This is a genomic window from Bradyrhizobium sp. GCM10028915 (assembly GCF_042666195.1).
Lineage (GTDB): Bacteria > Pseudomonadota > Alphaproteobacteria > Rhizobiales > Xanthobacteraceae > Bradyrhizobium > Bradyrhizobium canariense_D.
On sequence record NZ_JBHTFN010000003.1, the window covers coordinates 106,148 to 132,836 of the forward strand.

Annotated in this window: 27 protein-coding genes; 16 read left to right on the forward strand and 11 right to left on the reverse strand. The window is 64.0% G+C overall.

Annotated features, from left to right (window positions below):
• Window positions 1-244 precede the first annotated feature (244 nt).
• The 3 genes from ACFQX9_RS02255 to ACFQX9_RS02265 all read left to right on the forward strand — a co-directional run bounded on the left by ACFQX9_RS02255 (window position 245) and on the right by ACFQX9_RS02265 (window position 1,074).
• Window positions 245-454: a cold-shock protein gene (locus ACFQX9_RS02255; protein ID WP_007593324.1), complete on the forward strand. Its 210-nt coding sequence runs from the start codon at window positions 245-247 to the stop codon at window positions 452-454.
• A 98-nt stretch (window positions 455-552) separates the two neighbouring features.
• Complete coding sequence (locus ACFQX9_RS02260) at window positions 553-795, forward strand: hypothetical protein (protein WP_026233615.1); 243 nt, start codon at window positions 553-555, stop codon at window positions 793-795.
• Between the two features lie 54 nt (window positions 796-849).
• Window positions 850-1,074, forward strand: coding sequence for a hypothetical protein (locus ACFQX9_RS02265; protein ID WP_026233616.1), 225 nt, complete (start codon window positions 850-852; stop codon window positions 1,072-1,074).
• Between the two features lie 64 nt (window positions 1,075-1,138).
• Here ACFQX9_RS02265 and ACFQX9_RS02270 read toward each other — a convergent pair whose 3' ends face one another.
• From ACFQX9_RS02270 to ACFQX9_RS02285, 4 genes are all read right to left on the reverse strand, one after another.
• On the reverse strand, window positions 1,139-1,321 hold the full coding sequence (locus ACFQX9_RS02270) for a hypothetical protein (protein WP_007608360.1): 183 nt from the start codon (window positions 1,319-1,321) through the stop codon (window positions 1,139-1,141).
• Window positions 1,322-1,694: 373 nt separating this feature from the next.
• Complete coding sequence (gene frc / locus ACFQX9_RS02275) at window positions 1,695-2,972, reverse strand: formyl-CoA transferase (RefSeq protein ID WP_018458582.1); 1,278 nt, start codon at window positions 2,970-2,972, stop codon at window positions 1,695-1,697.
• Between the two features lie 65 nt (window positions 2,973-3,037).
• Window positions 3,038-4,771, reverse strand: coding sequence for an oxalyl-CoA decarboxylase (gene oxc, locus ACFQX9_RS02280; RefSeq protein ID WP_377786385.1), 1,734 nt, complete (start codon window positions 4,769-4,771; stop codon window positions 3,038-3,040).
• 78 nt (window positions 4,772-4,849) lie between these two features.
• Window positions 4,850-5,542 (reverse strand): GntR family transcriptional regulator, encoded by a 693-nt coding sequence (locus ACFQX9_RS02285; RefSeq protein WP_162496371.1) that lies wholly within the window; start codon window positions 5,540-5,542, stop codon window positions 4,850-4,852.
• 349 nt (window positions 5,543-5,891) lie between these two features.
• On the opposite strand from ACFQX9_RS02285, the gene ACFQX9_RS02290 reads away from it, so the two are divergent.
• The 11 genes from ACFQX9_RS02290 to ACFQX9_RS02340 all read left to right on the forward strand — a co-directional run bounded on the left by ACFQX9_RS02290 (window position 5,892) and on the right by ACFQX9_RS02340 (window position 18,860).
• The gene (locus tag ACFQX9_RS02290) at window positions 5,892-8,021 is read left to right on the forward strand and encodes an acetate--CoA ligase family protein (RefSeq protein WP_018458584.1); all 2,130 of its coding nucleotides are present in this window, start codon (window positions 5,892-5,894) and stop codon (window positions 8,019-8,021) included.
• 61 nt (window positions 8,022-8,082) lie between these two features.
• Window positions 8,083-8,925 carry an IclR family transcriptional regulator gene (locus ACFQX9_RS02295; RefSeq protein WP_377786570.1) on the forward strand — a complete coding sequence of 281 codons (843 nt, stop codon included), beginning with the start codon at window positions 8,083-8,085 and terminating at the stop codon, window positions 8,923-8,925.
• Window positions 8,926-9,028: 103 nt separating this feature from the next.
• Complete coding sequence (locus ACFQX9_RS02300; protein WP_018458586.1) at window positions 9,029-9,997, forward strand: tripartite tricarboxylate transporter substrate binding protein; 969 nt, start codon at window positions 9,029-9,031, stop codon at window positions 9,995-9,997.
• Window positions 9,994-10,479, forward strand: coding sequence for a tripartite tricarboxylate transporter TctB family protein (locus ACFQX9_RS02305; RefSeq protein WP_085352319.1), 486 nt, complete (start codon window positions 9,994-9,996; stop codon window positions 10,477-10,479). The genes ACFQX9_RS02300 and ACFQX9_RS02305 overlap by 4 nt, the downstream gene beginning before the upstream one ends.
• Window positions 10,479-11,978 (forward strand): tripartite tricarboxylate transporter permease, encoded by a 1,500-nt coding sequence (locus ACFQX9_RS02310; RefSeq protein ID WP_018458588.1) that lies wholly within the window; start codon window positions 10,479-10,481, stop codon window positions 11,976-11,978. Before ACFQX9_RS02305 ends, ACFQX9_RS02310 begins: the two co-directional genes overlap by 1 nt.
• 52 nt (window positions 11,979-12,030) lie before the next feature.
• Entirely contained in the window at window positions 12,031-12,831 is an 801-nt protein-coding gene (locus ACFQX9_RS02315; protein ID WP_085352320.1) for an NYN domain-containing protein, read from the forward strand.
• Window positions 12,832-12,916: 85 nt separating this feature from the next.
• Window positions 12,917-14,719: an adenine deaminase gene (locus ACFQX9_RS02320; RefSeq protein ID WP_085352321.1), complete on the forward strand. Its 1,803-nt coding sequence runs from the start codon at window positions 12,917-12,919 to the stop codon at window positions 14,717-14,719.
• Between the two features lie 153 nt (window positions 14,720-14,872).
• Complete coding sequence (gene gcl, locus ACFQX9_RS02325) at window positions 14,873-16,663, forward strand: glyoxylate carboligase (RefSeq protein WP_377786389.1); 1,791 nt, start codon at window positions 14,873-14,875, stop codon at window positions 16,661-16,663.
• Between the two features lie 12 nt (window positions 16,664-16,675).
• Window positions 16,676-17,461, forward strand: a complete 786-nt coding sequence (gene hyi / locus ACFQX9_RS02330; RefSeq protein ID WP_085352322.1) for a hydroxypyruvate isomerase — start codon at window positions 16,676-16,678, stop codon at window positions 17,459-17,461.
• Window positions 17,462-17,473: 12 nt separating this feature from the next.
• The gene (locus ACFQX9_RS02335) at window positions 17,474-18,361 is read left to right on the forward strand and encodes a 2-hydroxy-3-oxopropionate reductase (protein ID WP_085352323.1); all 888 of its coding nucleotides are present in this window, start codon (window positions 17,474-17,476) and stop codon (window positions 18,359-18,361) included.
• Window positions 18,362-18,476: 115 nt separating this feature from the next.
• Complete coding sequence (locus ACFQX9_RS02340; RefSeq protein WP_018458594.1) at window positions 18,477-18,860, forward strand: DUF1236 domain-containing protein; 384 nt, start codon at window positions 18,477-18,479, stop codon at window positions 18,858-18,860.
• A gap of 43 nt (window positions 18,861-18,903) precedes the next feature.
• On the opposite strand, the gene ACFQX9_RS02345 is transcribed toward ACFQX9_RS02340, so the two are convergent.
• From ACFQX9_RS02345 to ACFQX9_RS02355, 3 genes are all read right to left on the reverse strand, one after another.
• A complete protein-coding gene (locus ACFQX9_RS02345; protein ID WP_018458595.1) occupies window positions 18,904-19,281 on the reverse strand; it encodes a VanZ family protein in 378 nt (125 codons plus the stop codon).
• A gap of 76 nt (window positions 19,282-19,357) precedes the next feature.
• Window positions 19,358-19,960: a thiamine pyrophosphate-dependent enzyme gene (locus ACFQX9_RS02350; RefSeq protein ID WP_018458596.1), complete on the reverse strand. Its 603-nt coding sequence runs from the start codon at window positions 19,958-19,960 to the stop codon at window positions 19,358-19,360.
• An 11-nt stretch (window positions 19,961-19,971) separates the two neighbouring features.
• On the reverse strand, window positions 19,972-20,538 hold the full coding sequence (locus ACFQX9_RS02355) for a thiamine pyrophosphate-binding protein (protein ID WP_026233617.1): 567 nt from the start codon (window positions 20,536-20,538) through the stop codon (window positions 19,972-19,974).
• 278 nt (window positions 20,539-20,816) lie between these two features.
• Here ACFQX9_RS02355 and ACFQX9_RS02360 point away from each other — a divergent pair, with 278 nt between their 5' ends.
• On the forward strand, window positions 20,817-21,866 hold the full coding sequence (locus ACFQX9_RS02360) for a hydroxyacid dehydrogenase (protein ID WP_018458598.1): 1,050 nt from the start codon (window positions 20,817-20,819) through the stop codon (window positions 21,864-21,866).
• Window positions 21,867-22,051: 185 nt separating this feature from the next.
• Complete coding sequence (locus ACFQX9_RS02365) at window positions 22,052-22,264, forward strand: hypothetical protein (protein ID WP_007608382.1); 213 nt, start codon at window positions 22,052-22,054, stop codon at window positions 22,262-22,264.
• 60 nt (window positions 22,265-22,324) lie between these two features.
• Here the strand turns inward: ACFQX9_RS02365 and ACFQX9_RS02370 are convergent, their stop codons facing one another.
• The 4 genes from ACFQX9_RS02370 to ACFQX9_RS02385 form a co-directional block, all read right to left on the reverse strand.
• Window positions 22,325-24,529 carry a xanthine dehydrogenase family protein molybdopterin-binding subunit gene (locus tag ACFQX9_RS02370; RefSeq protein ID WP_018458600.1) on the reverse strand — a complete coding sequence of 735 codons (2,205 nt, stop codon included), beginning with the start codon at window positions 24,527-24,529 and terminating at the stop codon, window positions 22,325-22,327.
• Window positions 24,530-24,536: 7 nt separating this feature from the next.
• Complete coding sequence (locus tag ACFQX9_RS02375; RefSeq protein ID WP_018458601.1) at window positions 24,537-25,553, reverse strand: xanthine dehydrogenase family protein subunit M; 1,017 nt, start codon at window positions 25,551-25,553, stop codon at window positions 24,537-24,539.
• Window positions 25,550-26,041, reverse strand: coding sequence for a (2Fe-2S)-binding protein (locus ACFQX9_RS02380; protein WP_018458602.1), 492 nt, complete (start codon window positions 26,039-26,041; stop codon window positions 25,550-25,552). The genes ACFQX9_RS02375 and ACFQX9_RS02380 overlap by 4 nt, the downstream gene beginning before the upstream one ends.
• A 139-nt stretch (window positions 26,042-26,180) precedes the next feature.
• Window positions 26,181-26,660: an Lrp/AsnC family transcriptional regulator gene (locus ACFQX9_RS02385; RefSeq protein ID WP_018458603.1), complete on the reverse strand. Its 480-nt coding sequence runs from the start codon at window positions 26,658-26,660 to the stop codon at window positions 26,181-26,183.
• Window positions 26,661-26,689 lie beyond the last annotated feature (29 nt).

The following is a 26,689-nucleotide window of genomic DNA, read 5'->3' on the forward strand; positions in this document are numbered from 1 at the left end:
TCGCCGGGGGCGAAAGATGAGCGCTGAATAGCGCGCGTCCTGCACCTACCGCCGGGCTCCCGAGCCGTTAAATTCCGTCAAGCCTTGCAAATGGCGAGGATGAGGTATACGTTGAGGCTGTTCGTTCAGCCGCTGTGCCTTGTTGAATGCGCCCGCGGGCTCCTTTTCCATAGACATCGACGAATAGAATTTGTTCTGCGTGACGATCACGCGGAACCTGCGCGTATGCGCTTTGGAGAAGAAAATGACGACAGGTACTGTAAAGTGGTTTAACGGCCAGAAGGGCTTTGGATTCATTCAGCCGAACGACGGCGGCAACGATGTGTTCGTTCACATCAGCGCGGTCGAGCGGGCTGGTCTTGCAGGTCTCGCTGAAGGCCAAAAGGTCAACTTCGAACTCAAGACCGACAAGATGCGGGGCAAGGTCAGCGCTGAGAATCTCTCGCTGGCCTAAAGCCTTGGTGCCGTTTCACGGATGTACTGAAACGGCCATGCCACCCGCTCGATCCCAGGATTGAGCGGGTTTTTGTCCGTTGCAGAGCAGGGTGAATAATGAGCGCCAAGAGACCGGCCGAACCGTCACCCGAAAGCATCGCGCGTTCTAACCGTCAGCGTTTGGCCGCTGAGGAAGGCGCGCGGGCGATGGTGGACGTTGGAAAGCAAGCCGTCGATGTTCGCAAGAACATGGCGCGGCTTCGAGAGCTGCGCCAGGCCAAGGAAGCGGCAGACGCCGCCCTTCAGGCGTCGCTGCCGCCGCCCGTCCCGACGAAGCGCAAGAAGAAGGTGACGCCATAACTGGCTTCCATTGCGCCGAGGACAATTTGGAGAGGGCCGATCACATGCCAAAGAGTGCGGGTCGTGCCTAGAATAAAGTCGGATGGCGGTGGCACCATCACCTTCTTTCTCGCGCTTGGCGCGGGACGACAGATGTGCCGTCTTGCGACGACGTTCCTGACGCAGAAGCAGGCTTTCAGTTATCTTCGCAAGAACCGGACCGAGTTCGAGCGCATGGCGCGGGCGCAGCTCGCTTCTGGTGCAGTCGAAGACGGAATCGTCGTGCTCTCGATGCTGTAGACCAGGCGGATTTCGGCGCCCCGCCTTTAGCGGAATTCGCGGTCGGAGTCTGGGATCGTCGTGCCTATTCGGAGCCGCTTCCCGGCTTCGCCTCCCGGGCCAATCGCTCCGCTTTCAGCCGTTCGCGATTCTCGTTGAAGGAGTTCTGGTCCTTCGCATAGTCATTGATCGGCTTCTGCGTTGTCGCAGGCTTGAACGCCTTGTTGGCTTCACGCTTGGCGCGATCAGAGGATTGATCTTTCGACATTTAAGCCCTCAATTTGATCAACGAGCGTGGTCCTGGCGAGTGCCGGACGCGACGCCACCCGTGCCCGAACTGAAAGGCCGACTTGCCATCCTCGGAAGCGAAGGCGACCAGTTCTTCAGCGTGGGGCAGGGTCTTTGCGAGGCGTGCTGCACTCGCCGTGGAGATGGCATGCTGGCATTTCCGGCATGCTCGCATTTCCGGGAGCACACCGGTCGAGGGAGCAACGGCCGGCCACCGCATCTGTTCCTCGCGAACCAATCTTTAATCCAGCCTTGGCGGCGCGGCAAGCGCGCCGATCGTGCGATGCAGCCTTTGCGCGCCAACAAAAAGGCCGCCGAAGCCGGCGGCCTTTCGCGTCGTGAGATAAGCCCGCCTATTCGGCGGCCTGCTTCTGCGGCGGATCGAGCGCGCCGGACTTGTGGATATCGGCGACCTGATGGTCCGAGAAGCCCAGCACGGTGCGCAGGATCTCGTCGGTGTGCTCGCCGAGCAGCGGGGATCGCTCCACCTCGCTCGGGGAGTCCGACAGCTTGATCGGGTTGCCGACGGAGATGTACTTGCCGCGGGTGGGGTGGTCGACCTCGACCACGGTGCCGGTCGCGCGCAGCGACTGGTCCTCGGCGATCTCCTTCATCGACAGGATCGGGCCGCAGGGAATGTCGTCCTTGTTGAGGATTTCCATCGCCTCGAACTTCGTCTTCGTCATCGTCCATTGTTCGATGCGGCCGAAGATCTCATTCAGGCGCGGCAGGCGGACGGCCGGCTTGGCGTAGTTCGGATCGGTCTTCCAGGAGGGCTCACCGATCACGTCGCAGATCTTCTCCCAGACCGGGGCCTGGGTGATGAAGTAGATATAGGCGTTGGGATCGGTCTCCCAGCCCTTGCACTTCAGGATGCGGCCGGGCTGGCCGCCGCCGGAATCGTTGCCGGCACGCGGCACGGCATCGCCGAACGGAATGCCTTCGCCGAACTGGCTGTATTCCTTGAGCGGACCATGGGCGAGGCGCTGCTGGTCGCGCAGCTTGACGCGCGCGAGATTGAGCACGCCGTCCTGCATCGCGGCGGTGACGCGCTGGCCCTTGCCGGAATGGGTGCGCTGATAGAGTGCGGTGACGATGCCGAGCGCCAGATGCAGACCGGTGCCGCTGTCGCCGATCTGCGCGCCGGTCACGAGGGGCAAGCCGTCGCGGAAGCCCGTGGTGGAGGCGGCGCCGCCGGTGCACTGGGCGACGTTCTCATAAACCTTGCAGTCCTCGTATGGTCCGGGACCAAAGCCCTTAATAGAGGCGACGATCATCTTCGGGTTGATCGCCTGGATCTTCTCCCAGGGGAAACCCATGCGGTCGAGCACGCCGGGGCCGAAATTCTCGACCAACACGTCGCACTTCTTGATGAGCTCGGTGAGGACTTCCTTGCCCTTGGGGTTCTTGGTGTCGAGCGTGATCGAGCGCTTGTTGTGGTTGAGCATGGTGAAATACAGGCTGTCCACATTCGGGATGTCCTGCAGCTGGCCGCGGGTGATGTCACCCACGCCCGGGCGCTCCACCTTGATCACGTCGGCGCCGAACCATGCGAGCAACTGCGTGCAGGTCGGCCCGGACTGGACGTGGGTGAAGTCGAGAATGCGAACGCCCTCGAGCGCTTTTGTCATCGTGTTGCTCCGTACTCTGATCTACCCCTGCACCCGCAGGGACCTTGTGGGTTGAAGGGGAGTGCTTACTTCTTCTTCTGCAGAACGCTTTGCGGATTGAGGTTGCCGATGCGGCCGCTCTCGGAACCGGCGGCCGGATCGATCACGGCGTTGATGAGCGTCGGCTTGCCCGAAGCCATGGCTTCGTTGACGGCGCGCTTGAGCTCGTCCGGCGAGGTCGCGTTCACGCCGACGCCGCCGAAGGCTTCCATCATCTTGTCGTAGCGGGCGCCCTTGACGAACACTGTCGTTGCCGGATCAGCGTTGGCGCCGTTGACGTCGGTGCCGCGATAGATGCCGTCATTGTTGAAGATGACGACGCAGATCGGCAAATTGTAGCGACAGATGGTCTCGACCTCCATGCCGGAGAAGCCGAAGGCCGAGTCGCCTTCGACCGCGAGCACGGGATGGCCGGTCTCGAGAGCCGCCGCGATCGCCTGACCCATGCCAATACCCATCACGCCCCAGGTGCCGACGTCGAGACGCTTGCGCGGCTTGTACATGTCGATGACGCCGCGGGCGAGGTCGAGCGTGTTGGCGCCCTCGTTGACGAGGATCGCCTCGGGATGATCCTTGATGACGTTCTTCAGCACGCCGAGCGCGCCGTGATAGTCCATCGGCGATTTGTTGTTCATGAGCTTCGGCGCCATCTTGGCGACGTTCTCTTCGCGCTTGGTCGAAATCGCCTTGGTCCATTCGGCAGGCGGGGCGGTCCAGCCCGAAGCCATCCCCTGGTTGAAGGCGGAGACGACCGAGCCGATGTCGCCGACGACGGGCGCGACGATCTCGACGTTGGAGTCCATCTCGCGCGGTTCGATGTCGACCTGGATGAACTTCTTGGGCGCTTCGCCCCAGTTCTTGCCCTTGCCGTGCGAGAGCAGCCAGTTCAGCCGGGCGCCGATCAGTAGGACGACGTCGGATTCCTTCAGCACCGTCGAGCGGGCAGCGCCTGCGCACTGCGGATGGGTGTCTGAGAGGAGACCCTTGGCCATGCTCATCGGCAGGAAGGGGATACCGCTCTTCTCGACGAAGGTTTTGATCTCCTCGTCGGCCTGCGCGTAGGCCGCGCCCTTGCCGAGGATGATGAGAGGGCGCTTTGCGCTCTTCAAAACATCAAGCGCGCGCTTGATCGAAGCGGGCGAGGGGATCTGCGCGGGAGCCGCGTCGATTACCTTGACCAGCGACTTCTGGCCGGCATCGGCGTTCATCACCTGGCCGAACAGCTTTGCCGGCAGGTCGAGATAGACGCCGCCCGGACGGCCGGAGACGGCGGCTCGGATGGCACGGGCAAGACCAATGCCGATGTCCTGGGCGTGCAGCACACGGTAGGCTGCCTTGCACAGCGGCTTGGCGATCGCGAGCTGGTCCATCTCTTCATAGTCGCCCTGCTGGAGGTCGACGATCTCGCGCTCGGAGGAGCCCGAGATCAGGATCATCGGGTAGCAGTTGGTGGTGGCGTGGGCGAGCGCGGTGAGACCGTTGAGGAAGCCGGGCGCGGAGACGGTGAGGCAGATGCCGGGCTTCTTGGTGAGGTAGCCGGCGATGCCCGCCGCATAACCGGCGTTCTGCTCGTGGCGGAACGAAATCATGCGAATACCGGCCGCCTGCGCCATGCGGCCCAAATCCGTGATCGGGATGCCCGGCACATTATAGATGGTGTTGATGCCGTTCAGCTTGAGCGCGTCAATGACGAGATGAAAACCATCCGTCAATTCCTGCTCGGTGCCCGGTGCTTCGGACTTGGTCGCGGTATTCAGCATGGGCCTTGTCTCCCTGGTCTCAAGATGCCGTTTCAGGCTTTTGCGGGCGATGCCTCGCCCTTTGGTGAACGTTGCCGGCTAGAAGAGTTCCTGACCATGCGCTTCGACGTAAGCGGCAAGGCCAAGGGTGTGATCGCGGGCGCGCTTCTCGGCGAGCTCGGTATCGCGCGCCTCCAGGGCTTCGATCATGCCGAGATGCTCGGGAAGCGACGTCGCGGTGCGGTCCTTGCGTCCGATGGTCAATTGCCGATAGCCACGCACATGCAGCAGCAAGTCGTTGGTGAGATCGACCAGCACCGGTGATTCCGACAGCGAGATCAGCGCCTGGTGGAAGGCGATGTTGGCGCGCGAATATTCCTCGACGTGATCCTCGGGCAGGCGATCCTTGCCAAATTCCTTGAAGTAGTCGCGCAGCGCCGTGATGTCTTTCTTGCGCGCTGTGGCGGTGATGAGGCGAGCCGCCATGCTCTCCAGCGCCGCCCAGGCGCGGATCATGTCGACGATCTCGCTTTTGGTCCTTCGGACCACCATGATGCCGCGGCGAGGAACCGTCTTCACGAAACCGTCTTGCTCTAGCATCGCGATGGCTTCGCGGATCGGCGTGCGGCTCACGCCGAGGCGCTCGGACAACGCGCGCTCGTCGAGCATGACGGGTTCGGGCGTCGAGTAGATGTCCATCTTGAGGATGGCTTCCTTCAAGGCGTCATACGCCTTGTTCTTGAAGCTCGACTCCGGGGCAATACGAACGATTGCGATATCTGCCTCGGCCATGTTCGGCAACGCCTTGGTTGGTTTCCGCAGTGACACGACGAATCTCCTCCAGTGGGAGTCGTCTTTTACAGGATTATTAACGGGAAAGTTTTTGGCATACCAAATACCAGAATGTCAAGCTGCCTATTTTTTGCAGCGTTCTAAGGTGCGCTGCAGCTTGACAAGTTGGCTTCTGGCATACCAAATGCCATCGCCAGCCATTTTTGATCCAAGCCGGCGGAGTAATCTCGGCTTTATGCCACTCCGTTCCGCGACATGGAACAGAGCGCGGCGAATGGAAAGCATCACGGGCAGCCGCAACGCGCGCGCGCTTTGAGAACGCAAGAACCAAGGTCAAGGGAGAAGCCACATGTCCAATTCCAAAGATGCCGTCCGCAAGGTGCTTGACCAGGTCAAGGCGGACAAGCGCACCAGCCTGACCGCGCCGGAAGGCAAGCTGGTCTGCGACGCCTACGGCATTGCGGTGCCGAAGGAGGGTGTGGCGAAGTCGGCCGGCGAGGCCGGCAAAATGGCCGCCTCGATGGGGTTTCCGGTGGTGATGAAGATCGTCTCGCCGGACATTCTCCACAAGACCGAAGCCGGCGGTGTCATCGTCGGCCTCAAGACGGCCGAAGACGCCGAGAAGGCCTACGAGACGATTCTCTCCAACGCCAGGAAGTACAAGTCCGATGCCAAGATCGAGGGTGTCCAGGTGCAGCAGATGCTGGCCGGCGGCACCGAAGTGATCGTGGGGTCGATCACCGACGCCTCGTTCGGCAAGCTGGTTGCCTTCGGCCTCGGCGGTGTGCTGGTCGAAGTCCTGAAGGACATTACCTTCCGCCTCGCGCCCGCGACCAAGCAAGATGCGCTGTCGATGCTCGACGGCATCCAGGCGCATGAAATTTTGAAGGGCGTTCGCGGCGGCGAGCCGGTGAACCGCACGGCGCTCGCCGATGTCATCGTCAAGGTCTCGCAGCTCGTCACCGATTTCCCCGAGATCGTCGAGCTCGATCTCAACCCGGTGTTCGCGACGGCCAAGGACGCGATCGCGGCCGACGTCCGCATCGTCGTCGACTTCGCTTACGTGCCCAAGCCGAAGCCGCGCCCGACCGAAGAGATCGTCGCGGCGATGAGCCGCATCATGCAGCCGAAGGCGGTTGCCGTGGTCGGCGCTTCGGCCGAAGACGGCAAGATCGGCAATTCCGTGATGAAGAACCTCATCAACGGCGGCTACAAGGGCGACATCTACCCGATCCATCCCAAGGCCGCCGAGATCCTCGGCTACAAGGCCTACAAGAGCGTCAAGGACGTGCCCGGTGTGATCGACACCGCGGTGTTCGCAATTCCCGCGAAGTTCGTGGCCGCGGCGCTCACCGAATGCGGCGAGAAGAAAATTCCCGGCGCGGTTCTGATTCCGTCGGGCTTCGCGGAAGCCGGCGCGCCGGAGCTCCAGGCCGAGATCGTCGAAGTCGGCAAGAAGTACGACATCCGCCTGATGGGACCGAACATCTACGGCTTCTATTATACGCCTGCCAATCTCTGCGCGACCTTCTGCACCGCCTATGATGTCAAGGGCCACGCGGCACTGTCTTCGCAATCGGGCGGCATCGGCATGGCCATCATCGGCTTCTCCCGTTCGGCCAAGATGGGCGTGTCGGCGATCGTCGGCCTCGGCAACAAGTCCGACATCGACGAGGACGATCTGCTCGCCTTCTTCGAGCAGGATCCGAACACGAACCTGATCGCGCAGCACTGCGAAGACCTCAAGGACGGCCGCGCCTTTGCGGAAGCCGCAAAACGCGTCTCCAAGAAAAAACCGGTCATCGTGCTCAAGGCCGGCCGCACCTCCGCCGGTGCCAAGGCGGCCTCGTCGCACACCGGCGCGCTCGCCGGCAACGACAAGATCTACGAGGATGTCCTGGCCCAGTCCGGCGTGATCCGCGCCCGTAGCTTGCGGCAGCTGCTCGAATTCGCGCGGGGCGTGCCGGTGCTGCCGACGCCGAAGGGCGAGAACGTGCTGATCATTACCGGTGCAGGCGGTTCGGGCGTGCTGTTGTCGGACTCCTGCGTCGACAACGGCTTGTCGCTGATGTCGATGCCGCCGGATCTGGATGCGGCCTTCCGCAAGTTCATCCCGCCGTTTGGCGCGGCCGGAAATCCCGTGGACATCACCGGCGGTGAGCCGCCGATCACCTACGTCAACACCGTAAAACTCGGCCTGACGGACGAGCGCATCCACTCGCTGATCCTCGGCTACTGGCACACCATCGTCACGCCGCCGATGGTGTTCGCCCGCAACATGGTCGAGGTGAAGAAGGAGATGGAGGCCAAGGGCTTCGTGAAGCCGATCGTCGCCTCGCTCGCCGGCGACGTCGAGGTTGAGGAAGCCGCCGAATATCTCTACCAGAACGGCATTCCGGCCTATGCCTACTCGACCGAACTGCCGGTCGAGGTCCTCGGTGCCAAGTACAAATGGGCGCGCGGAGCAGGGCTGCTCTGAGCCGACGATGCCGCTTCACCTCTCCCCGCGCGCGGGGAGAGGTGAGAACAGTCAGGTCGCGATGGGCAGGAACGTGATCCGGCGCAAATCGATCGAGCCCCGATCGCCATCGGCGGCCGATCGCGACGCGCGCGACGGCGGCGTGCAGTCCGTCGATCGCGCGCTGTCGATCCTCGAGACATTGTCCGAAGACGACGAAGGCTATCGCCTCAGCGATCTCGCCGTCCGCACCGGGCTCTCGGCCTCGACCGTGCATCGCCTGCTGGCGACGCTGGAAAGCCGCCGCTTCGTGCAGTTCGACCGCGCCGAATCCAAATGGCATGTCGGCGTGCGCAGCTTCACGGTGGGCGCGAGCTTTGCGCGGCGGCGCAATTTCAGTGCCCAGGCCATTCCTTACTTGCGCAAGCTGCGTGATCTTACCCGCGAGACCGCCAATCTCGCCGTGGTCGACGACGAGTTCATCATCGTGCTGACCCGGATGGAGAGCCGCGAGATCATGCGCTCGCTGACCCAAGTCGGCGGCCGCGTTCCGATGGTGACCTCCGGCGTCGGCAAGGCGGTGCTCGCGACCTATTCCGACGAGGACGTCGGCGCCGTCATCCGCCATCACGGCATGCCACGCCTGACCGAGAAATCGATCGTGCGGCCGAGCGACCTGTTCAAGGAGCTCGAAAAGATCCGCAAGCAAGGCTACGCGCTGGATGATGAAGAGGCCTGCATGGGCCTGCGCTGCGTTGCAGCGGTGGTCTACAACGCCTGCGCCGAGCCGCTTGCTGCGATTTCGGTGTCCGGCATGACCAGCCGGCTGACCGATCAGCGGTTACTGGAAATCGGGCAAATCGTCCGTGATGTTGCCGCCGAACTGACGGCAGCGCTCGGCGGGGCAATTCCGACGCCCCGCTAATCGGAAACCGGGGGTATGTCACTGGACAGTGTCGGCCGTTTTGGCTGATATGCGACCAAACGACACGATGCGGCAAACGTCCGCATGAGCCCGGAGACGTCCCATGTTTCAACTTCCCGCGCGCCTCGTCGGCGCAGCCGTCGCGCTGACCCTTGCGGCAGCCACGCCGGCCTTTGCCCAGCAGCTCGAGCTCAAGCTGATGGCACCTGCGGCGCCGGGCGGTGGTTGGGACCAGACCGCGCGCTCGATGCAGCAGGCGCTGGTCGCTGCCGGCGTCGCACGCAGCGTGCAGGTCACCAACGTTCCCGGCGCAGGCGGCAGTGTCGGCATCGCGCAGTTCGTCAACGGCGCCAAGGGCGACGGCAACCAGCTGATGGTCAACGGCTTCGTCATGGTGGGCGCGCTCGCCATGAACAAATCACCCGTCACGCTCGAGCAGGTGACGCCGATCGCGCGCCTCACCGAGGAAATCCAGGTGATCGTGGTGCCGGCGAATTCTCCGATCAAGACCGCGCAGGATCTGGCCGCAGCGGTGAAGGCCGACATCGCCAAAGTGACCTTCGCCGGGGGCTCGGCCGGTGGCGTCGATCATGTGATGGCAGCATTGTTCGCCGGCGCCGTTGGCGCCGACGCGAAGAAGATCAACTACATCCCGTTCTCGGGCGGCGGCGAGTCGCTCGCCGCCATTCTCGGCGCGAAGGTCACTGCCGGCATTTCCGGCCTCAGCGAATATGATGGGCAGATCAAGTCGGGCAAGCTGCGCGCGATCGGCGTGACCTCGGAGAAACGCATTCCAGGCAGCGACATCCCGACCTTCAAGGAGCAGGGCATCGACCTCGTGATCGCCAACTGGCGTTCGGTGGTCGCGCCTCCCGGAATCACGCCGGAGCAGCGCAAGACGCTGAGCGACGCGGTCGAGAAGATGGTGAAGTCGGACGCCTGGAAAGACATTCTCAAGCAGAAGGGCTGGGAGGATGCCTATCTCGGCGGCGACGCCTTCGCCGACTTCCTGAAGAAAGAAACGGTGCGTGTGACGGACGTGCTGAGATCAGTCGGCCTGGTTAAGTCATGACCTCAGGCGATCCCGTCCAGCCACCGCGGCGCGTCGATCGCGCCGGCGTCGTCATCGCCGCGCTGCTCGCAGGTCTTGCCGCGGTGCTGGTCTGGGACGCGCGCGGCCTGCAATCGACCACGATGTACGGGATGGGGCCGGAAGCCATGCCGGTCGTGATCGCCTCCGGCCTCGCGCTGCTCGCGATCGGCAATCTCATCGACGCGCTACGCGGTCATTTGCCGGCGCGCGAAAGCGCCGATCCCGTGCCTGTTGTATTGATCCTCGCCGGCCTTGCGCTGCTGATCGGCATCATCGGCTTCGGCGGCGGGTTCATTCTGGCGACGTCGGCGCTGTTCGTCACGACCTCGGCAGCATTTGGGCGCCGGGCCGTCCTCGTCGATTCCGCCATCGCCCTGGTGATGTCGATCCTCATTTACCTCGCGTTCGACCGGCTGTTGACGTTGAGCCTTCCCGCCGGCCCCCTGGAGCGACTGCTGTGATGGAAACTTTCGCCGCGCTGGCCCACGGCATGGCGGTCGCCGTCCAGCCGATGAATCTCCTCTACGCCCTGATCGGCGTGTTCCTTGGCACCGCCGTGGGCGTGCTGCCCGGCATCGGCCCGGCGTTGACGGTCGCGCTGCTGCTGCCGGTGACGTACAAGCTCGATCCCGGCGGTTCGCTGATCATGTTTGCCGGCATCTATTACGGCGGCATGTATGGCGGATCGACTACGGCCATCTTGATCAACACGCCCGGCGAGAGCGCCTCGATGGCGACGGCGCTCGAAGGCAACAAGATGGCCAAGGCCGGCCGCGGCGGACCGGCGCTCGCGACCTCCGCGATCGGCTCCTTCGTCGCGGGCACCATTGCCACCATCGGGCTTGCCTTTCTCGCGCCGTGGTTGGTCGATTTCGCCGTGCGCTTTGGTCCGGAGGATTATTTCGCGCTGATGTGCGTCGCCTTCGTCACGGTGTCGGCGACCTTCGGCGATTCCCCGATCCGCGGCCTGACCAGCCTTTTTATTGGTCTGACATTAGGTCTCGTCGGTATAGACAAGCTGACCGGTCAGGCGCGGCTTGCGTTCGGGGTGCCCGAGCTGCTCGACGGCGTCGAGGTGACGACGCTCGCGGTCGGCCTGTTCGCGGTGGGCGAGGCGCTCTACGTCGCATCGCGCCGCCACCACACCGAAGAGAAGCTCGAGCCGGTGCGCGGCTCGCTGTGGATGACCAAGGAAGACTGGAAGCGATCGTGGAAGCCGTGGCTGCGCGGCACCATGTTCGGCTTCCCGATCGGTGCGCTGCCTGCCGGCGGCGCGGAGATCCCGACTTTCCTGTCCTATTCCTGCGAGAAGCGACTGACCAAATACCCCGAAGAATTCGGCAAGGGCGCGATCGAAGGTGTCGCAGGACCGGAGGCCGCCAACAACGCTTCGGCTGCCGGCACGCTGGTGCCGCTCTTGACGCTGGGATTGCCGACCTCGGCGACGGCCGCGATGATGCTGGCGGGCTTCCAGCAATACGGCCTCAACCCGGGGCCGCTGCTGTTCGCCGAGCGGCCCGACCTCGTGTGGGGCCTGATCGCGAGCCTGTTCATCGCCAATTGCATGCTGCTGGTGCTCAATCTGCCGCTGGTTGGCCTGTGGGTGCGGCTGCTGGCGATCCCGCAGCCGTGGCTCTATGCCGGCATCCTCGTGTTCGCGACCATGGGCACCATCGCCGCAAAGCCGTCGGTGGTCGAACTTTCGATGCTGGCCGGCTTCGGCGTGCTCGGCTTTCTGATGCGGCGGTTCGATTTTCCGATCGCGCCCGTCGTGGTCGGCCTGATTCTCGGCCCGATCGCCGAGAGCCAGCTGCGTCGCGCGCTCGCGATCAGTCTCGGCGATCCCATGACGTTGCTCCAGAGCCCGATCTCGGCGACGCTGCTTGCGCTGGCGTTCATCGCCCTGCTGGCACCCTTCGTGCTGAAAGGGATGGGACGCTTCAAGGCGAACGAGGACTAGCCATTCCGCCGCGAGCGTCTTCTAATGTTACGTTCATCTCGTAGGAAAAGTCATGCCGTCAGAGCTCCGTTCGCCCCGTCTCGCTGTCCTGATCGATGCAGACAATGCTTCGGCAAAGATCGCCGATGGGCTGTTCGAGGAGATTGCCAAGATCGGCGAGGCCAGCGTTCGCCGCATCTACGGCGACTTCTCCAATGCCAGGTCGAGGGGCTGGGCCGACATCCTGTCCAAACACGCCATCATCCCGCAGCAGCAGTTCGCCTATACGACGGGGAAGAATGCCTCCGACATCACGCTGGTCATCGACGCAATGGACCTGCTTCACAGCGGCCGGTTCGATGGCTTTTGTCTGGTGTCGTCGGACAGCGATTTCACCCGTCTGGCCGCCCGCATCCGGGAGCAGGGCATCGACGTCTTTGGGTTCGGCGAACAGAAGACGCCGGAGAGCTTCCGGCAGGCCTGTCGAAGGTTCGTCTACACGGAGAACTTGCTTGCCGCCCCAGCGAACACCCAGGACGCCGCCTCGAGATCGACGTCGCTTCAGCCGCTCGATGCCGCAACCCCCATCATCAAGAAGGTCATCACCCAGATGGAGAGCGAGGACGGCTGGGTGACGCTCGGGGAAGTTGGCCGCCAGCTCGCCAATCTCGCGTCCGATTTCGATCCGCGAACGTTCGGCTTCCGCAAGCTGAGTGACCTCGTGCGCAAGACGAATGCGTTCGAGATTGACGAGCAGAACGGGAGGTCGATGCGGATTCGGGTCAAGCCCGCTGCCGCACCGGCCCCGCGACGACGGAACTCGCGCAGACCTGCGAGGCCAGCGGCGGCAGGCGCTTCTCCGCCTAAAGCGTAAGCAGAGCCTGCCGTTATATTTGCGCTTGCCCGGTCGGGCGCAGGGCGTAACCATCGCAGGGCCATAACGCCACGCGAGGGTTCTGATGACCAGACTTACCCGCTTCGCCGTCGCACCGCTGCATTCGATGACCCGGCGTCTCGCCGATGTGGCCTCGGCGCGTGTCGCGCCGGATCTCGTCGTCACCGGCGCGCGGGTGCTCTCGACCTATTCGGAGCGCATCCATGCGAACCGCGAAATCTGGATCACCGGCGGCCGCATTGCTGCGATGAAGCCGGCCGGCGCTGCGAAGAATGTCTTCGGCGACGTGCCGGTTTACGACGCGGCGGGCGGCATCATCGCGCCGGGGCTGGTCGATCCGCACATCCACATCGAATCCTCGATGGTGACGGCCTGCGCCTATGCCGAGGCCGCCCTGCTCAACGGCACCACCACAATCTTCTGCGACAGCCACGAGATCGGCAACGTCATGGACGTCGTCGGCGTCGAGGCGATGCTGGAGGACGCACGCGAGGCTCCGCTCTCGATCTTCCTGACGGTGCCCTCGACGGTTCCTGCGACTTCGGCCGCACTGGAGACTGCGGGCGGCGATCTGACGCCCGACAAGATCGCCGGCCTGTTCGACCGTTGGCCGGAAGCCGTCGGGCTCGGCGAGAAGATGGATTTCGTGCCTGTCACCATGGGCGATGAGCGAAGCCACGCCATCCTCGCTGCCGCCCTGAAGCGCGGCCGGCCGGTGTCCGGCCATATCTATGGCCGCGACTTCGTTGCGGCCTATGCGGCGAGCGGCATCACCGACACCCATGAGGCGATCGACCGCGACATCGCCGACGATCTGCTCGATGCCGGGGTCTGGGTGTTCCTGCGCGGGGGACCGCCGACCACGCCCTGGCACTCGCTGCCGCAGGCGATCCGGACCATCACCGAGCTCGGCGCCTCGCACAAGCGCACGGCCGTGTGCACCGACGATCGCGACGCCGACGATCTCCTGCTGTTCGGTCTCGACTGGGTGGTGCGCGAAGCCGTGAAAGCAGGGATGTCGCCGGAGCAGGCCTGGTCGATGGGCTCGCTGCATGGCGCGACGCGCTTCAACATGGACAGCGATATCGGCGGGCTCGGCGGCGGGCGCCGCGCCGATCTGGTGCTGATGGACGACAATCTGAAGCCGCAATGCACTTGGTACGGCGGCGAGCTGGTGGTCGAGAACCGCAAGATCACGCCGAAGCTCGATCAGGCATTGTCGCAGCGATATCAATACCCGCAGGCGGCCTATGCGACCGTGAAGCTGCCCGAGAAGGTCAAGCTAATACCGGAACTGCCGGTGAAGGCCTGCACCGTCAACGCCATCAAGACCGCGTTGCCCGGCATCACGCTGATCCATGAGAAGATCGCGATCGAGCCCGCAAAGGACTGGCCGACGCTGTTTGCGCGCTACGGCCTGTGCTTTGTCACGGTGGTCGAGCGTCACGGTAAATCCGCCGGCAACGTCGCCTACGGCCTTCTGAAGGACTTTGGCCTGAAGCGGGGCGCGGTCGCCTCCAGCGTCGGGCACGATAGCCACAACATCATCGTTGCCGGCACCAACGAGGCCGACATGCAGGTAGCGATCTCGGCCATCAAGGAGCATCAGGGCGCCGTCTGCGTCGTCGCTGACGGCAAGGTGAAGGCGCTGGTGCCGCTGCCGATCGCTGGGCTCTTGTCCGACAAGCGCGTCACGGAGGTGGCGGAAGAGGTCAAGGCGCTGAAGAAGGAATGGGCGGAGGCCGGCTGCACCATCCCCTACATGGGTTTCAATCTGATTCCGCTATCGGTCATTCCGGAAATTCGTATCACCGACAAGGGCCTCGTGCTCGTGCCGCAGATGCAGCTGGCGCCGCTGTTCGAGTGATCGCTTTCACGGATATCTCGATCTAACCGATTGAGACCGCCACGTTTTTTCCGCGGCTGCCGCATCGTGGAAAATAAAATCGATCTCGTTGAGTGAAGCCCTCGCGGGCCCGATGATCTCGCTCGAGCCAATGCAACTCAAGCGAGGTCCGATATGGCGAAGATGCGAGCCATCGATGCTGCCGTGCGAATTCTGGAGAAGGAGGGCATCTCGACTGCCTTCGGCGTTCCCGGGGCCGCGATCAATCCGCTTTACTCGGCGCTGAAGAAGCGCGGCTCGATCCGCCATATCCTGGCGCGCCATGTCGAGGGTGCCTCGCACATGGCCGAGGGCTATACGCGGGCCAAGGCCGGCAATATCGGCGTCTGCATCGGCACCTCGGGGCCGGCCGGGACCGACATGATCACCGGGCTCTATTCCGCGATCGCTGATTCCATCCCGATCCTCTGCATCACCGGGCAGGCGCCGCGCGCGCGGCTCTACAAGGAGGATTTCCAGGCCGTCGACATCGAGTCGATCGCAAAGCCCGTGACCAAATGGGCGGTGACGGTGCGCGAGCCGGCGCTGGTGCCCCGCGTGTTCAGCCAGGCGTTTCACGTGATGCGCTCGGGAAGGCCCGGCCCGGTGCTGATCGACATGCCGCTCGACGTGCAGCTCGCCGAGATCGAGTTCGACGACGAGACCTATGAGCCATTGCCGGTCTACAAGCCGACCGCGACCCGCAAGCAGGTCGAGAAGGCGCTGGAGATGCTCAATGCGGCCGAACGGCCGCTGATCGTCGCGGGCGGCGGCGTGATCAATGCCGACGCCTCGGATCTGCTGGTGGAATTCGCCGAGATTGCCAACGTGCCGGTCGTGCCGACGCTGATGGGCTGGGGGGCCATCCCCGACGACCACGTGCTGATGGCCGGCATGGTCGGTCTTCAGACCAGTCACCGTTACGGCAATGCCACCATGCTCGAATCCGATTTCGTGCTCGGCATCGGCAATCGCTGGGCCAACCGCCACACCGGCTCGGTCGAGACCTACACCAAGGGGCGCACCTTCGTGCATGTCGACATCGAGCCGACGCAGATCGGGCGCGTGTTCAATCCCGATCTCGGCATCGTCTCGGACGCGAAGGCCGCTCTCGAACTCTTCGTCACCGTCGCCAGGGAGTGGCGCCGGTCCGGCAGGTTGCGCGAGCGCCAGGCGTGGCCCGCTGCCTGCCGCGACCGGAAGAAGACAATGTTGCGCAAGAGCCATTTCGATAACGTCCCGATCAAGCCCCAGCGCGTCTACGAGGAGATGACCAAGGCGTTTGGCCGTGACACCTGCTACGTCTCCGTGATCGGCCTGTCGCAGATCGCCGGCGCGCAGTTCCTGGGCGTCTACAAGCCGCGCAACTGGATCAATGCCGGGCAGGCGGGCCCGCTCGGCTGGACGCTACCCGCGGCGCTCGGCGTGCGCGCGGCGTGTCCGGATCGTGATATCGTCGCGCTCTCAGGCGACTACGATTTCCAATTCCTGATCGAGGAGCTCGCAGTTGGGGCGCAATTCAATCTGCCCTACATCCACGTCGTCGTGAACAATTCCTATCTCGGCCTGATCCGCCAAGCCCAGCGCGGCTTCGACATGGACTATCACGTCCAGCTCTCGTTCGAGAACATCAACGCGCCTGAGCTCGGCGGCTACGGTGTCGATCACGTCGCTGTCGCCGAAGGGCTCGGCTGCAAGGCGATCCGCGTCACCGACCCGAAGGACTCGCAGGCGGCGTTCGCGACCGCGCGCGAATGGATGGCCAAGCATCGCGTGCCCGTGATGGTCGAGTTCATCCTCGAACGCGTCACCAACATCGCGATGGGCACGGAAATCGACAACATCGTCGAATTCGAGGAGGTGCTGGATCTGCCGCTCGACGAGGTCGCGACCGCGCTGCCCGGCGTGCTGCAGCCGGCGGAATAGGGAGATAGCATCATGCCGAAATTCGCCGCCAACCTCACCATGCTCTTCAACGAAATGCCGTTCGTGGACCGCTTCGCAGCGGCCAAAGCAGCGGGCTTCGGCGGGGTCGAGTACCTCTTCCCCTACGAATTCGACAAGGCGCAGCTGCGCGAGCAACTCGACGGCCATGGGCTGACGCAGGTGCTGCACAATCTGCCGGCCGGCAATTGGGCGGCGGGCGAGCGCGGCATCGCGATCCTGCCTGATCGTATCAGCGAGTTCAGGGACGGTGTGTTTCGCGCCATCGACTATGCCAAGGCGCTCGATTGCGAGCAGCTCAACTGTCTCGTCGGCATCGCGCCTGCGGATGCCGATCCGCGTGAGCTCAACGAAACGCTGGTTGGGAATCTGCGCTTTGCGGCGTCGACGCTGGCGCGGGAAAACATCAAGCTGCTGATCGAGCCGATCAACACGCTCGACATGCCCGGCTTCTTTCTGAACGGCACCGAGCAGGCCGTGCAGCTGATCTCCGAGGTGCGCTCGAACAATCTGTTCGTCCAGTACGACATCTACCACATGCAGATCATGGAGGGCGACCTCGCCCGTACTATGCAGGAATACCTGCCGCAGATCGCGCACATCCAGCTCGCCGACAACCCCGGCCGTCACGAGCCTGGCACCGGCGAGATCAACTATCCCTTCCTGTTCCGCCATCTCGACGCGATCGGTTACCGCGGCTGGGTCGGCTGCGAATACAAGCCGCGCACCACGACGCTGGAAGGCCTGTCCTGGCACGCGGCGCAGACGTTCGAGACCTGAGGAAACGTTGACATGATCGACATCGGCTTTATCGGACTTGGCACCATGGGACGGCCGATGGCCGGCCATCTTCTGACCGCAGGCCATCGCGTTCTCCTGCACGATGTCGGGCCGGTCGCGCCCGAGCTGATCGCGGCCGGCGGCGTTGGCTGCAAGTCAAGCAAGGAGGTCGCGGAGGAGGCGGATGCGGTCATCATCATGGTGCCGGATACGCCGCATGTGGAGGCCGTGCTGTTCGGCAAGGACGGCGTCGCGGGCGGCATTTCCAAGGGGAAGATCGTGGTCGACATGAGCTCAATCTCGCCGCTGGCGACCAAGGAGTTTGCGAAGAAGATCGAGGCGCTCGGCGCGGATTATCTCGACGCACCGGTGTCAGGCGGGGAGGTCGGTGCCAAGGCGGCAAGCCTCACCATCATGGTGGGTGGCCCCGAGCGCGCCTTCAACACCATGAAGCCGATCTTCGACCGGATGGGGAAGAACGTCACCCGGGTCGGCGCCAATGGCGACGGCCAGACGACGAAGGTCGCCAACCAGATCATCGTCGCGTTGACGATCGAGGCGGTCAGCGAAGCGCTGCTGTTCGCGTCGAAAGCCGGTGCGGATCCGGCGCTGGTGCGGCAGGCCCTGATGGGCGGCTTTGCGTCGTCGCGGATTCTCGAAGTGCATGGCGAGCGCATGGTGAAGCGCAATTTCGATCCCGGCTTCCGCATCGAGCTGCATCAGAAGGATCTCAACCTCGCGCTTGAAGGCGCCCGCGCGCTCGGCCTGTCACTGCCAAGCACGGCAGTGGCGCAGCAATTGTTCTCGTCTTGCACCGCACATGGCGGCAAGGGTTGGGATCACTCGGCAATGGTGCGTGCGCTGGAACTGATGGCGCGGCACGAGATCGCCGCAGCCTGAACTGTTACCAGGTAACAGTCTCCACTTGTAGTTCTGCCTAGATCCGGCGGGGAACCGGAACAATGATCCGGCCCCGCGGTTGAAGGCGCACAACAATCACTGGAGACATAAGCACATGAAGACCCGTCTTGCGATTACGTTCGCTGCCGCGTCGCTGCTGGCGTCGAGTGCAGCCTTTGCCCAGTCGACGACCGAACAGGGCGCCAGGGACGGCGCTCGCGCGGGCGGCGACATCGGCGGCCCGGTCGGAGCGATGGTCGGTGGTACCGTCGGTGCGGCGGTCGGCGCTGGTCTGGAAATCCCGAATGCGATCCTCGGCGGAATTCCGCGCGATGATTCCGTCGTGGTCCACGAGCGCGTCGTGGTCGGCGAGCCACTGCCGCCGACCGTGGTGCTGCGGCCCGTGCCGAACTACACCGAATATCGCTATGCGGTCGTGAACGATCGCCGCGTGATCGTGGAGCCGCGCACGCGCCGCGTCGTTAAGATCATCGACTGATCGACCGGAGCGTGAGCTTTGAAGAGACGGGCCCTGCGGAGCGTCACTCCGCGGGGCCTTGACTCGTCAGGGCCGGATTTGCGCGAAACCGCGTCATGGCCCAATCGGCGATGGCCGCCAGCGCGAAACCGATGCAGGTGGTGCCGGCATCGACCAGAAAGTCCTCCAGCCGCGCATGCCGTCCCGGTGCCCAGAATTGCATCAGTTCCAGCAGGCCGATCAGCACCACGGCGATCGCTGTGGCCGACAGGCGGCGGCGCGGATAGGCGAGGCCGAAGGCTAGTCCCACCAGGACGAAGGCAAGGGCATGTTCGCCGTCCTGGCCAAGGTCGGAATGGGGCCGTAGGCCTGGCGGGCCGAGGGTTGCAAAGGCGACGGCGGCGGCAAGCAGCCAGGCAGAGGAGCGAAGCAAAATGGACATCCGCACCGCTTAGCACGGATTGCAGCAGCCTGCCGAGGCGCCAGGATCAGATCGCCGTGTAGTTAATGACGAACCGTTAAAGTGGCTCGCGCACGCCAAGGCCGTGCATGAAGCGTTCCCGGATTTGTACGGGATCGCGTCGGGTGGCGCCGACGCCGGGCTTGTCATCGATGCGGACGGCGATCAGGCTGGGCTCGCCGGCCGACATGGCTTCCTCGACCAGACGCTCGAAATCCGCCTCGTCCGCGGCCCAGGCGCTGTTGGCAAGCCCGGAGCCGGTTGCGATGGCGACGATGTCAGCCACGTTCGCGGCCGGTGTCGGCTGCGCGCCCGTGATCTGGTAGATGCCGTTGTCCATCACGATCATGATGAGGTTCTTCGGCTTCAACGCCGCGATCGTCGAGAGTGCGCCGAGCTGCATCAGCAGCGAGCCGTCGCCTTCGAGCGCAAAGACGCGCCGGTCCGGCTGCGCCAGCGCCACGCCCAGCGCGATCGGGAAGGCGAGCCCCATGCTGCCGAGCATGTAGAAATTTTGCGCACGGTGGCCGGCGGCCCAGAGGTCGAAATTGGTGTTGCCGATGCCGCCGATCACGGCTTCCTCGTGCTCGAGTTTCGCGATCAGGCGCGAGGTGACGTCGAAGCGGTTCATCACTTTGGTGTTGCGCACGTCTGTATTCATTTGGGCCGGACTCACTTGTCGAACACCTTGCCGCCCGTGAGCAGCGGGTTGAGGATCAGCGCGACTGGCGCCTGCGTCGTGACGGCCTGCTTGATCGAACGATCGGCAATGAATTCGAGCTCGTCGAGCCGGGTGATGGTGTGATGCTCCAGCGCCAGCGAATCCAGCACCGGACGCATGGTGCGGCAGACCAGTGACTGGCCGTAGTTGAACTCGCCGAGCGTGCCGCGCTCGGACACGAACATGATAAGCGGAATCTGGTAGGGCACCGCGAGCGAGGCCAGCACGTTGGCGAGCGTCGCAAAGCCTGAGGTCTGCATCAGCACCGCACCGCGCCGTCCGCCCATCCAGGCGCCCGAGACGATGCCGACGGCCTCCTCCTCGCGGGCGGTGGCAAAGGTGGTGAAGAACTGATCGGCGTGCAGGTTCTTGATCAGCGGCGTCAGCACGCGGTCGGGCACGTAAGGGACGAGGCTGATCTCATTCCGCTTTAAGGTTTGCAGGATGATGCCGTGCCAGCTCTTGTCACTGGAGGTCTGCGCCGCCTCGGACGAGGTTTGTTGCTCCGCAATCGGCATTGCGTTCTCCCTTCGGCCGCGCATGCTTCTTGGTCTTTGCCATTGTCTTAGGCGTCGTCTTAGCCCTTGTCTTGGCCGTCGCGGCGGTCTGCCGAACTTGACGCAGGCAGCGGGATTGTCAACATGTCCGGACTGCACCGTGATCTGCGCCAGACGGCCTGCCGCAGCCGGTGCCGCCGTGTCATAAGCGGCAACAACAAGAGAACGGAGGAACGCATGACAGGAGCGCGCGAAGCGCTGGCCCTGCGGATCTCCTGGAGAAAGCCGGAAGGGTCCTGATGTCCGTCAACAGCAAGCGCGTCTTCTACGTCAAATATCTGGCCAATCCGATCTATATCGACATCCTGAAGGCGCGGCCCGACGTCCGGCTCGATCGCATCGAGAACGAGAGCCCCGAGGAATATTTCGCGCCGATCATCGAGGCGGCTCATGTCTACCAGATCGGCGCCGCCCGTGACGAACTGGCCCCGCACTTCCATGTCGATGCTGCCTTCCTGAGGCGCGCGCCGAACCTGCTGCTCGTCTCCAGCAACGGCGCGGGATTCGATCCTGTCGATGTCGAGGCTTGCACCGATGCCGGCGTGCTGGTCGTCAACCAGTCCGGCGGCAACGCCCACTCGGTCGCCGAGCATGCGCTGGCGATGATGTTGACGCTGTCCAAGCGCATCATCCAGTCCGACCGCAAGCTCCGCAGGGAGTCCAACGTCAACCGCAACGAACTCGTCGGCAACGAGATCGAGCACAAGACCGTCGGCATCGTCGGCCTCGGCAATGTCGGTCGCCGCATCGCCGCGCTGTGCAAGGGCCTGTTCGGCATGAAGGTGCTGGCCTACGATCCTTACCTCACGGCCGAGGTGATGGCCGAGCGGGGCGGCGAGAAGGTCGAGCTCGACGAGCTGCTGCGCCGCGCCGATTTCGTCTCCATCTCCTGCCCGCTCGACAAGCGCAGCCGCAACATGATCAGCGTGCGCGAATTTGCGTTGATGCAGCCGCATGCGTACTTTATCACCACGGCGCGCGGCTTCATCCACGATGAGGATGCGCTGCTCCAGGCCTTGCGCGAGAAGCGCATTGCGGGCGCCGGTCTCGACGTCTGGTCCAAGGAGCCGCCGCCGCCGGAGCATCCGCTGCTCCAGCTCGACAACGTGCTGGCGAGCCCGCATACCGCGGGCGTCACGATCGAGGCGCGGCAGAACATGGGCCGCATCGCGGCCGAGCAGGTGCTGGATACGCTCGATGGCAAGCGGCCGCCGCGCATCATCAATCCGGAGGTCTGGCCACGCTATGTGGAGCGATTCAAGCAGGCGTTTGGTGTGACGCCGGCGTAGTTGACAGTCGCTCTGTCCTTCCGGGGTGCGATGCTCCTGCTGCCCAATGTCCCGGTTAGCGCTACGCGCCACGGAACGATCGGCGGGGGGAACCGCGCCCGACTTTGATCCGTGTCAAAATCTCCCTCCCGGATTCCGCCTAAATGGGATAAGAGTGAGCGCCGCCGGGGCAGGCAGGAGGTCCCATGTCAACTTATGTGGTCAGGTTCATGAAGGACGTGCTCGGCCAGTACGGCCGGCAGATCGAGGTGTGCCAGGGCACGCTCGAGATCGACGCTTCCGACGAGGACGAAGCCAGAGAGCGGGCGAAGGCGAGGTTTTGCGAGGATCAGGCGTTGCACCACTGGTCGCTGCATGCCGACCGCATCCAAGTCAGACCGGCTGACTTTCCCTCGTGAGGCCTGGCGGCCGGGCGCCGTGAGGTGACGCCGGCGCCGAGAGGGGACTGCTGCACCGTCTCAGTCGAGCAGCTTGTCCAGTGTGATCGGAAATCGACGGATGCGTTTGCCGGTGGCGTGATAGACGGCGTTCGCGATCGCGGCGGGAACGCCGACGATGCCGATCTCTCCCAGCCCCTTGATGCCGAGCGCGTTGATGTGCGCGTCCGGCTCGTCGACGAAGATCACGTCGATGTCGTGAACATCGGCATTCACGGGAATGTGGTACTCGGCGATGTTCGCGTTCATGATCCGCCCGAAGCGGTGATCCATCACCGTCTCCTCGTGCAGGGCCATCCCAATCCCCCAGACCACGCCGCCCATGATCTGGCTGCGGCCTGTCTTGGTGTTGAGAATCCGCCCGGCCGCGACGGCGCTCACGACCCGCGTCACGCGAATGACGTTTAGCTCTTCGTCCACCTTGACCTCGGCGAAGACGGCCGAGTGGGTGTTACGCGCGTGCTTCTTGTCCTCGCCGAATTGATTGAGCTTTTCCTTCTCGATGCGTTCGACGCCGCCGTGACGCATCGCGTCGGCGATCGAGACCGCGCGGCTGTTGTTGCTGGAGCTGGCAATGCTGCCGTCGGTCAGCACCGTATCGGCTAGCTCGGCGCCGGCGAGCGGCGAGCCTGGCATCTTCCCGGCCAGGCGTAACAGTTCCTTGCGCACTTCCTCGGCGGCTGCGAGCACCGCATGCGCGCTCGAAGCGGCCATCCAGGAGCCGCCCTCCACAGGCGCCTGCGGCAGACTGGAATCTGCGAGCCGGACGCTGATGTTCTCAATCGGCAGGCCGAGCGCATCGGCTGCGACCTGAGCCACAATGGTGTAGGTGCCGGTGCCGATGTCGGATGCGGCGCAGGACACCTCGGCATGTCCGTTCGACGTCAGCACGATACGGACGGCGACCGGCATCTGCAGTGCTTCCCACACACCCGTCGCCATGCCCCAGCCGATCAGATCCTTGCCGTCGCGCATCGAGCGCGGCGCAGGATCGCGTCTGCTCCAGCCGAAGGCGTCCGCGCCGCGCGCGTAGCATTCGCGCAACTGCTTGCTGGTGTAGGGCAGGTTTTCGCTCTGGTCGCGATCCGAGTAGCACTTCAGCCGCAATTCGATCGGGTCGAGCTTGAGTGCGACGGCGAGCTCGTCCATCGCGCATTCCAGCGCGCAGACGCCCGACGCAGCGCCCGGTGCGCGCATGTCGCAGGGGGTGGAGACGTCAAGGTGCACCAGCTTGTGGGAGAAGCGGCTGTTCGGGCTCTTGTAGAGCTGTTCGGCCCAGCCGGTATCGTTGCGGGCAAAATCCTCATAGCGCGAGGTGACGGCAATCGCCTCGTGCGTGACCGCGTCGAGGGCGCCATCGGATCTTGCGCCGAGCCCGACGCGCTCGATGGTCATCGGCCGGTAGCCGAGCCCGTACATCTGCTGCCGCGTCAGTACGACGCGAACGGACCGCTTCAGCGCGAGCGCGCCGAGTGTTGCCAACACCACCTGATATTGCGGCCGCAAGCCGGAGCCGAAGGCGCCGCCGACGTACGGCGAGACCACGCGAATGTCGTCCGGCTTCTTGTCGAACACGCTGCAGAGAAATTTGTGGACGTTCTGGACGCCTTGGGTCTTGTCGTAGATCGTGAGCTTGCCATTGCTGTCCCAGACCGCCGTGGTCGCATAGAGCTCCATCGGGTTGTGATGCTCGGTCGGTATCACGTAGTCCGCCTCGTGGCGCACATCAGCTCCCGCAAGGGCGGCTGCGGCGTCGCCCCGCGGTTTATGCGGCTCGTTCTTCTCGGCGGCGTTGCTGCGTTCGCCTTCGAGGTCGGTTGCAAAACCATGCTGCTCATATTCGACCCGCACGAGCGTCGCGGCGAATTTCGCGGTTTCCCAGTCCTCTGCGACGACAAGTGCGATCGGCTGGCCATTGAACTTGATCTTGTCATCATAAAGCGGACGGAAAGGCGAGCCTTCCTCGGGCGCCACCTCGTCCTTCCACGCCTCGTCCTTGTCGGCCAGCGGCGGACGGTTCGCATGCGTGAGCACGTTGAGTACGCCCTCGACCTTCAACGCCTCGCTCGCGTCGAGGCGGGCAATGCGCCCGCATGGAATGATGGCCTCGACCACGAAGCCATGGAGGAGCTTGTCGGCTGGAAATTCGCCGGCGTATTTGGCGGCGCCGGTGACCTTGGCCCGGCCGTCGACACGCGACGTTGGCGTTCCGACATAAGCGTTCATGGGGTCCTCACGCGATCTTCTTGTGCGCCTGAGATTGCGGCGTGGCGTTCGCCGCCTGTGTCAGCGTCCGCACGATGGCGCGGCGTGCGAGCTCGACCTTGAAGCCGTTATGTGAGCGGGCTGTTGCTCCCTGGAGCAAGAGATCCGCGGCGTGCGAGAAGTGATCGGGCGTTGCGGCCTGGCCGCGCAACGTAGCTTCGGCCTCGAGGCTGCGCCAAGGCTTGTGAGCCACGCCGCCGACCGCCACGCGTGCCCCGCTGATCGCGTTGCCCTCCAATTCGAGCGCGGCGGCAACCGAGACCAAAGCAAAAGCATAAGACATCCGGTCGCGAATTTTTAGATAGCTGTAGTTTTGAGCAAAGCCGCGCGGCGGAAGCTCAATCCCGGTGATGATCTCGCCGGTGCCGAGATTGGTATCGACATGAGGCTTGTCGCCGGGCAGCCGATGGAGATCGGTCAGCGCGATGGTGCGTTCGCCGGAGGGACCCGCGATGTGCACGAGCGCATCGAGCGCGGCGAGCGCCACGCTCATGTCGGATGGATTGGTCGCGATGCAGGCGGCGCTCGTGCCCAGGATCCCATGGTTGCGGTTCAGCCCGTCCATTGCCGAGCAGCCGCTGCCGGGATGTCGCTTGTTGCACGGCGTGGCCGTGTCATAGAAATAAGCGCAGCGCGTTCGTTGCATCAGATTGCCGCCGACCGATGCCATGTTGCGCAGTTGCGCCGAGGCGCCGGCCAGGATGGCGCTGGCGAGCAGGGGATAGCGCTGCTCGATCAATGGATGATAGGCGAGGTCCGAGTTCGGCACCAAGGCGCCGATGCGCAAGGACCCGTCGGGCGTCTCTTCGACCTTGCGGAGCGGCAGGCGGGAAATGTCGATCAGCCGGGAGGGGCGCTCGACATTCTCTTTCATCAGGTCGATCAGATTGGTGCCGCCGGCAATCAGTTTGGCGCCGGGACCGGCGGCGAGCAAGCGGATGGCGTCGGCGACATCAGTGGCTCGAGCGTACTGGAAGTTGTTCATGGCTGGCCCATTGCCTGCTGGATGGCGGCGACGATGTTTGGATAGGCGCCGCAGCGGCAAAGGTTTCCGCTCATCAGCTCCCGGATCTCGTCGGTATCTTTGGCACGGCCTTCGGCGAGCAGTCCGGCCGCCGAGCATATCTGTCCCGGCGTGCAATAGCCGCACTGGAAGGCGTCATGGTCGATGAACGCCTGTTGCAGGGGATGCAGCGCGCCATCCTTGGCAAGACCTTCGACAGTCGTGATCTCCGCGCCGTCCTTCATGACGGCGAGCGTGAGACAGGAATTGACGCGCCGGCCGTCCACCAGCACCGTGCAGGCGCCGCACTGACCATGGTCGCAGCCCTTCTTGGTGCCGCTCAGTGCAAGATGGTCCCGCAAGGCATCGAGCAATGTGGTCCATGGCACGAGATCGAGCGTGTGACTGACGCCGTTGACGACAAGATGGATCGGAATGCGTTCGGAAATCTGATGCGTGACATCGCCCATGTCCTGCTCCCTGCGACGGCGACCGTGCCGGACGTCAGCCGTGTTGACGCGGGGGCACGCCTCCGCCGGCCAATAGCGCCCAACGGACCACCGACCGGTTGGTTCCTTGCCAGCAGTTCGCCTTTCCGAGAGGTTGCGGTCAGCGCTTTGCTTCGCCGAACACCACATTCGGCACGGCGCGGTCGACAACTTCGCGCAGCGCGAAGCTCGATTGTACCCTCGCGACGCGCGGCAGGCGCGACAGCTCCATGCGGTGGATGCGCTCGAAATCCTGGATATCGCGGGCGAGCACGATCAGGATGTAGTCGTCGGTCCCCGACATCAGGAAGCAGCGCACGACGGACGGGCATTTCACCACCTCCGCCTCGAACGCCTTCAGCGCCTCATCGCTCTGGCTTTCCAGCGCGATACGGACCAGCACCGTGGTGGTGAGGCCGAACTGCGCGAGGTCGAGCGTGGCCTGATAGCCCTGGATATAGCCGTCGTCTTGCAGCGCCTTCTGCCGCCGCGCGAGCGCGGTGCTTGATAGCCCGACCTTGTGCGCGAGCTCGGTGTGACTGGCCCGCGCGTTGGTCGTGAGCTCCGCGAGGATGGCGAGATCTTTCCTGTCGAGGGCCAAGGTTTCGTTTCCAGCGTGAAAGGGCGTTT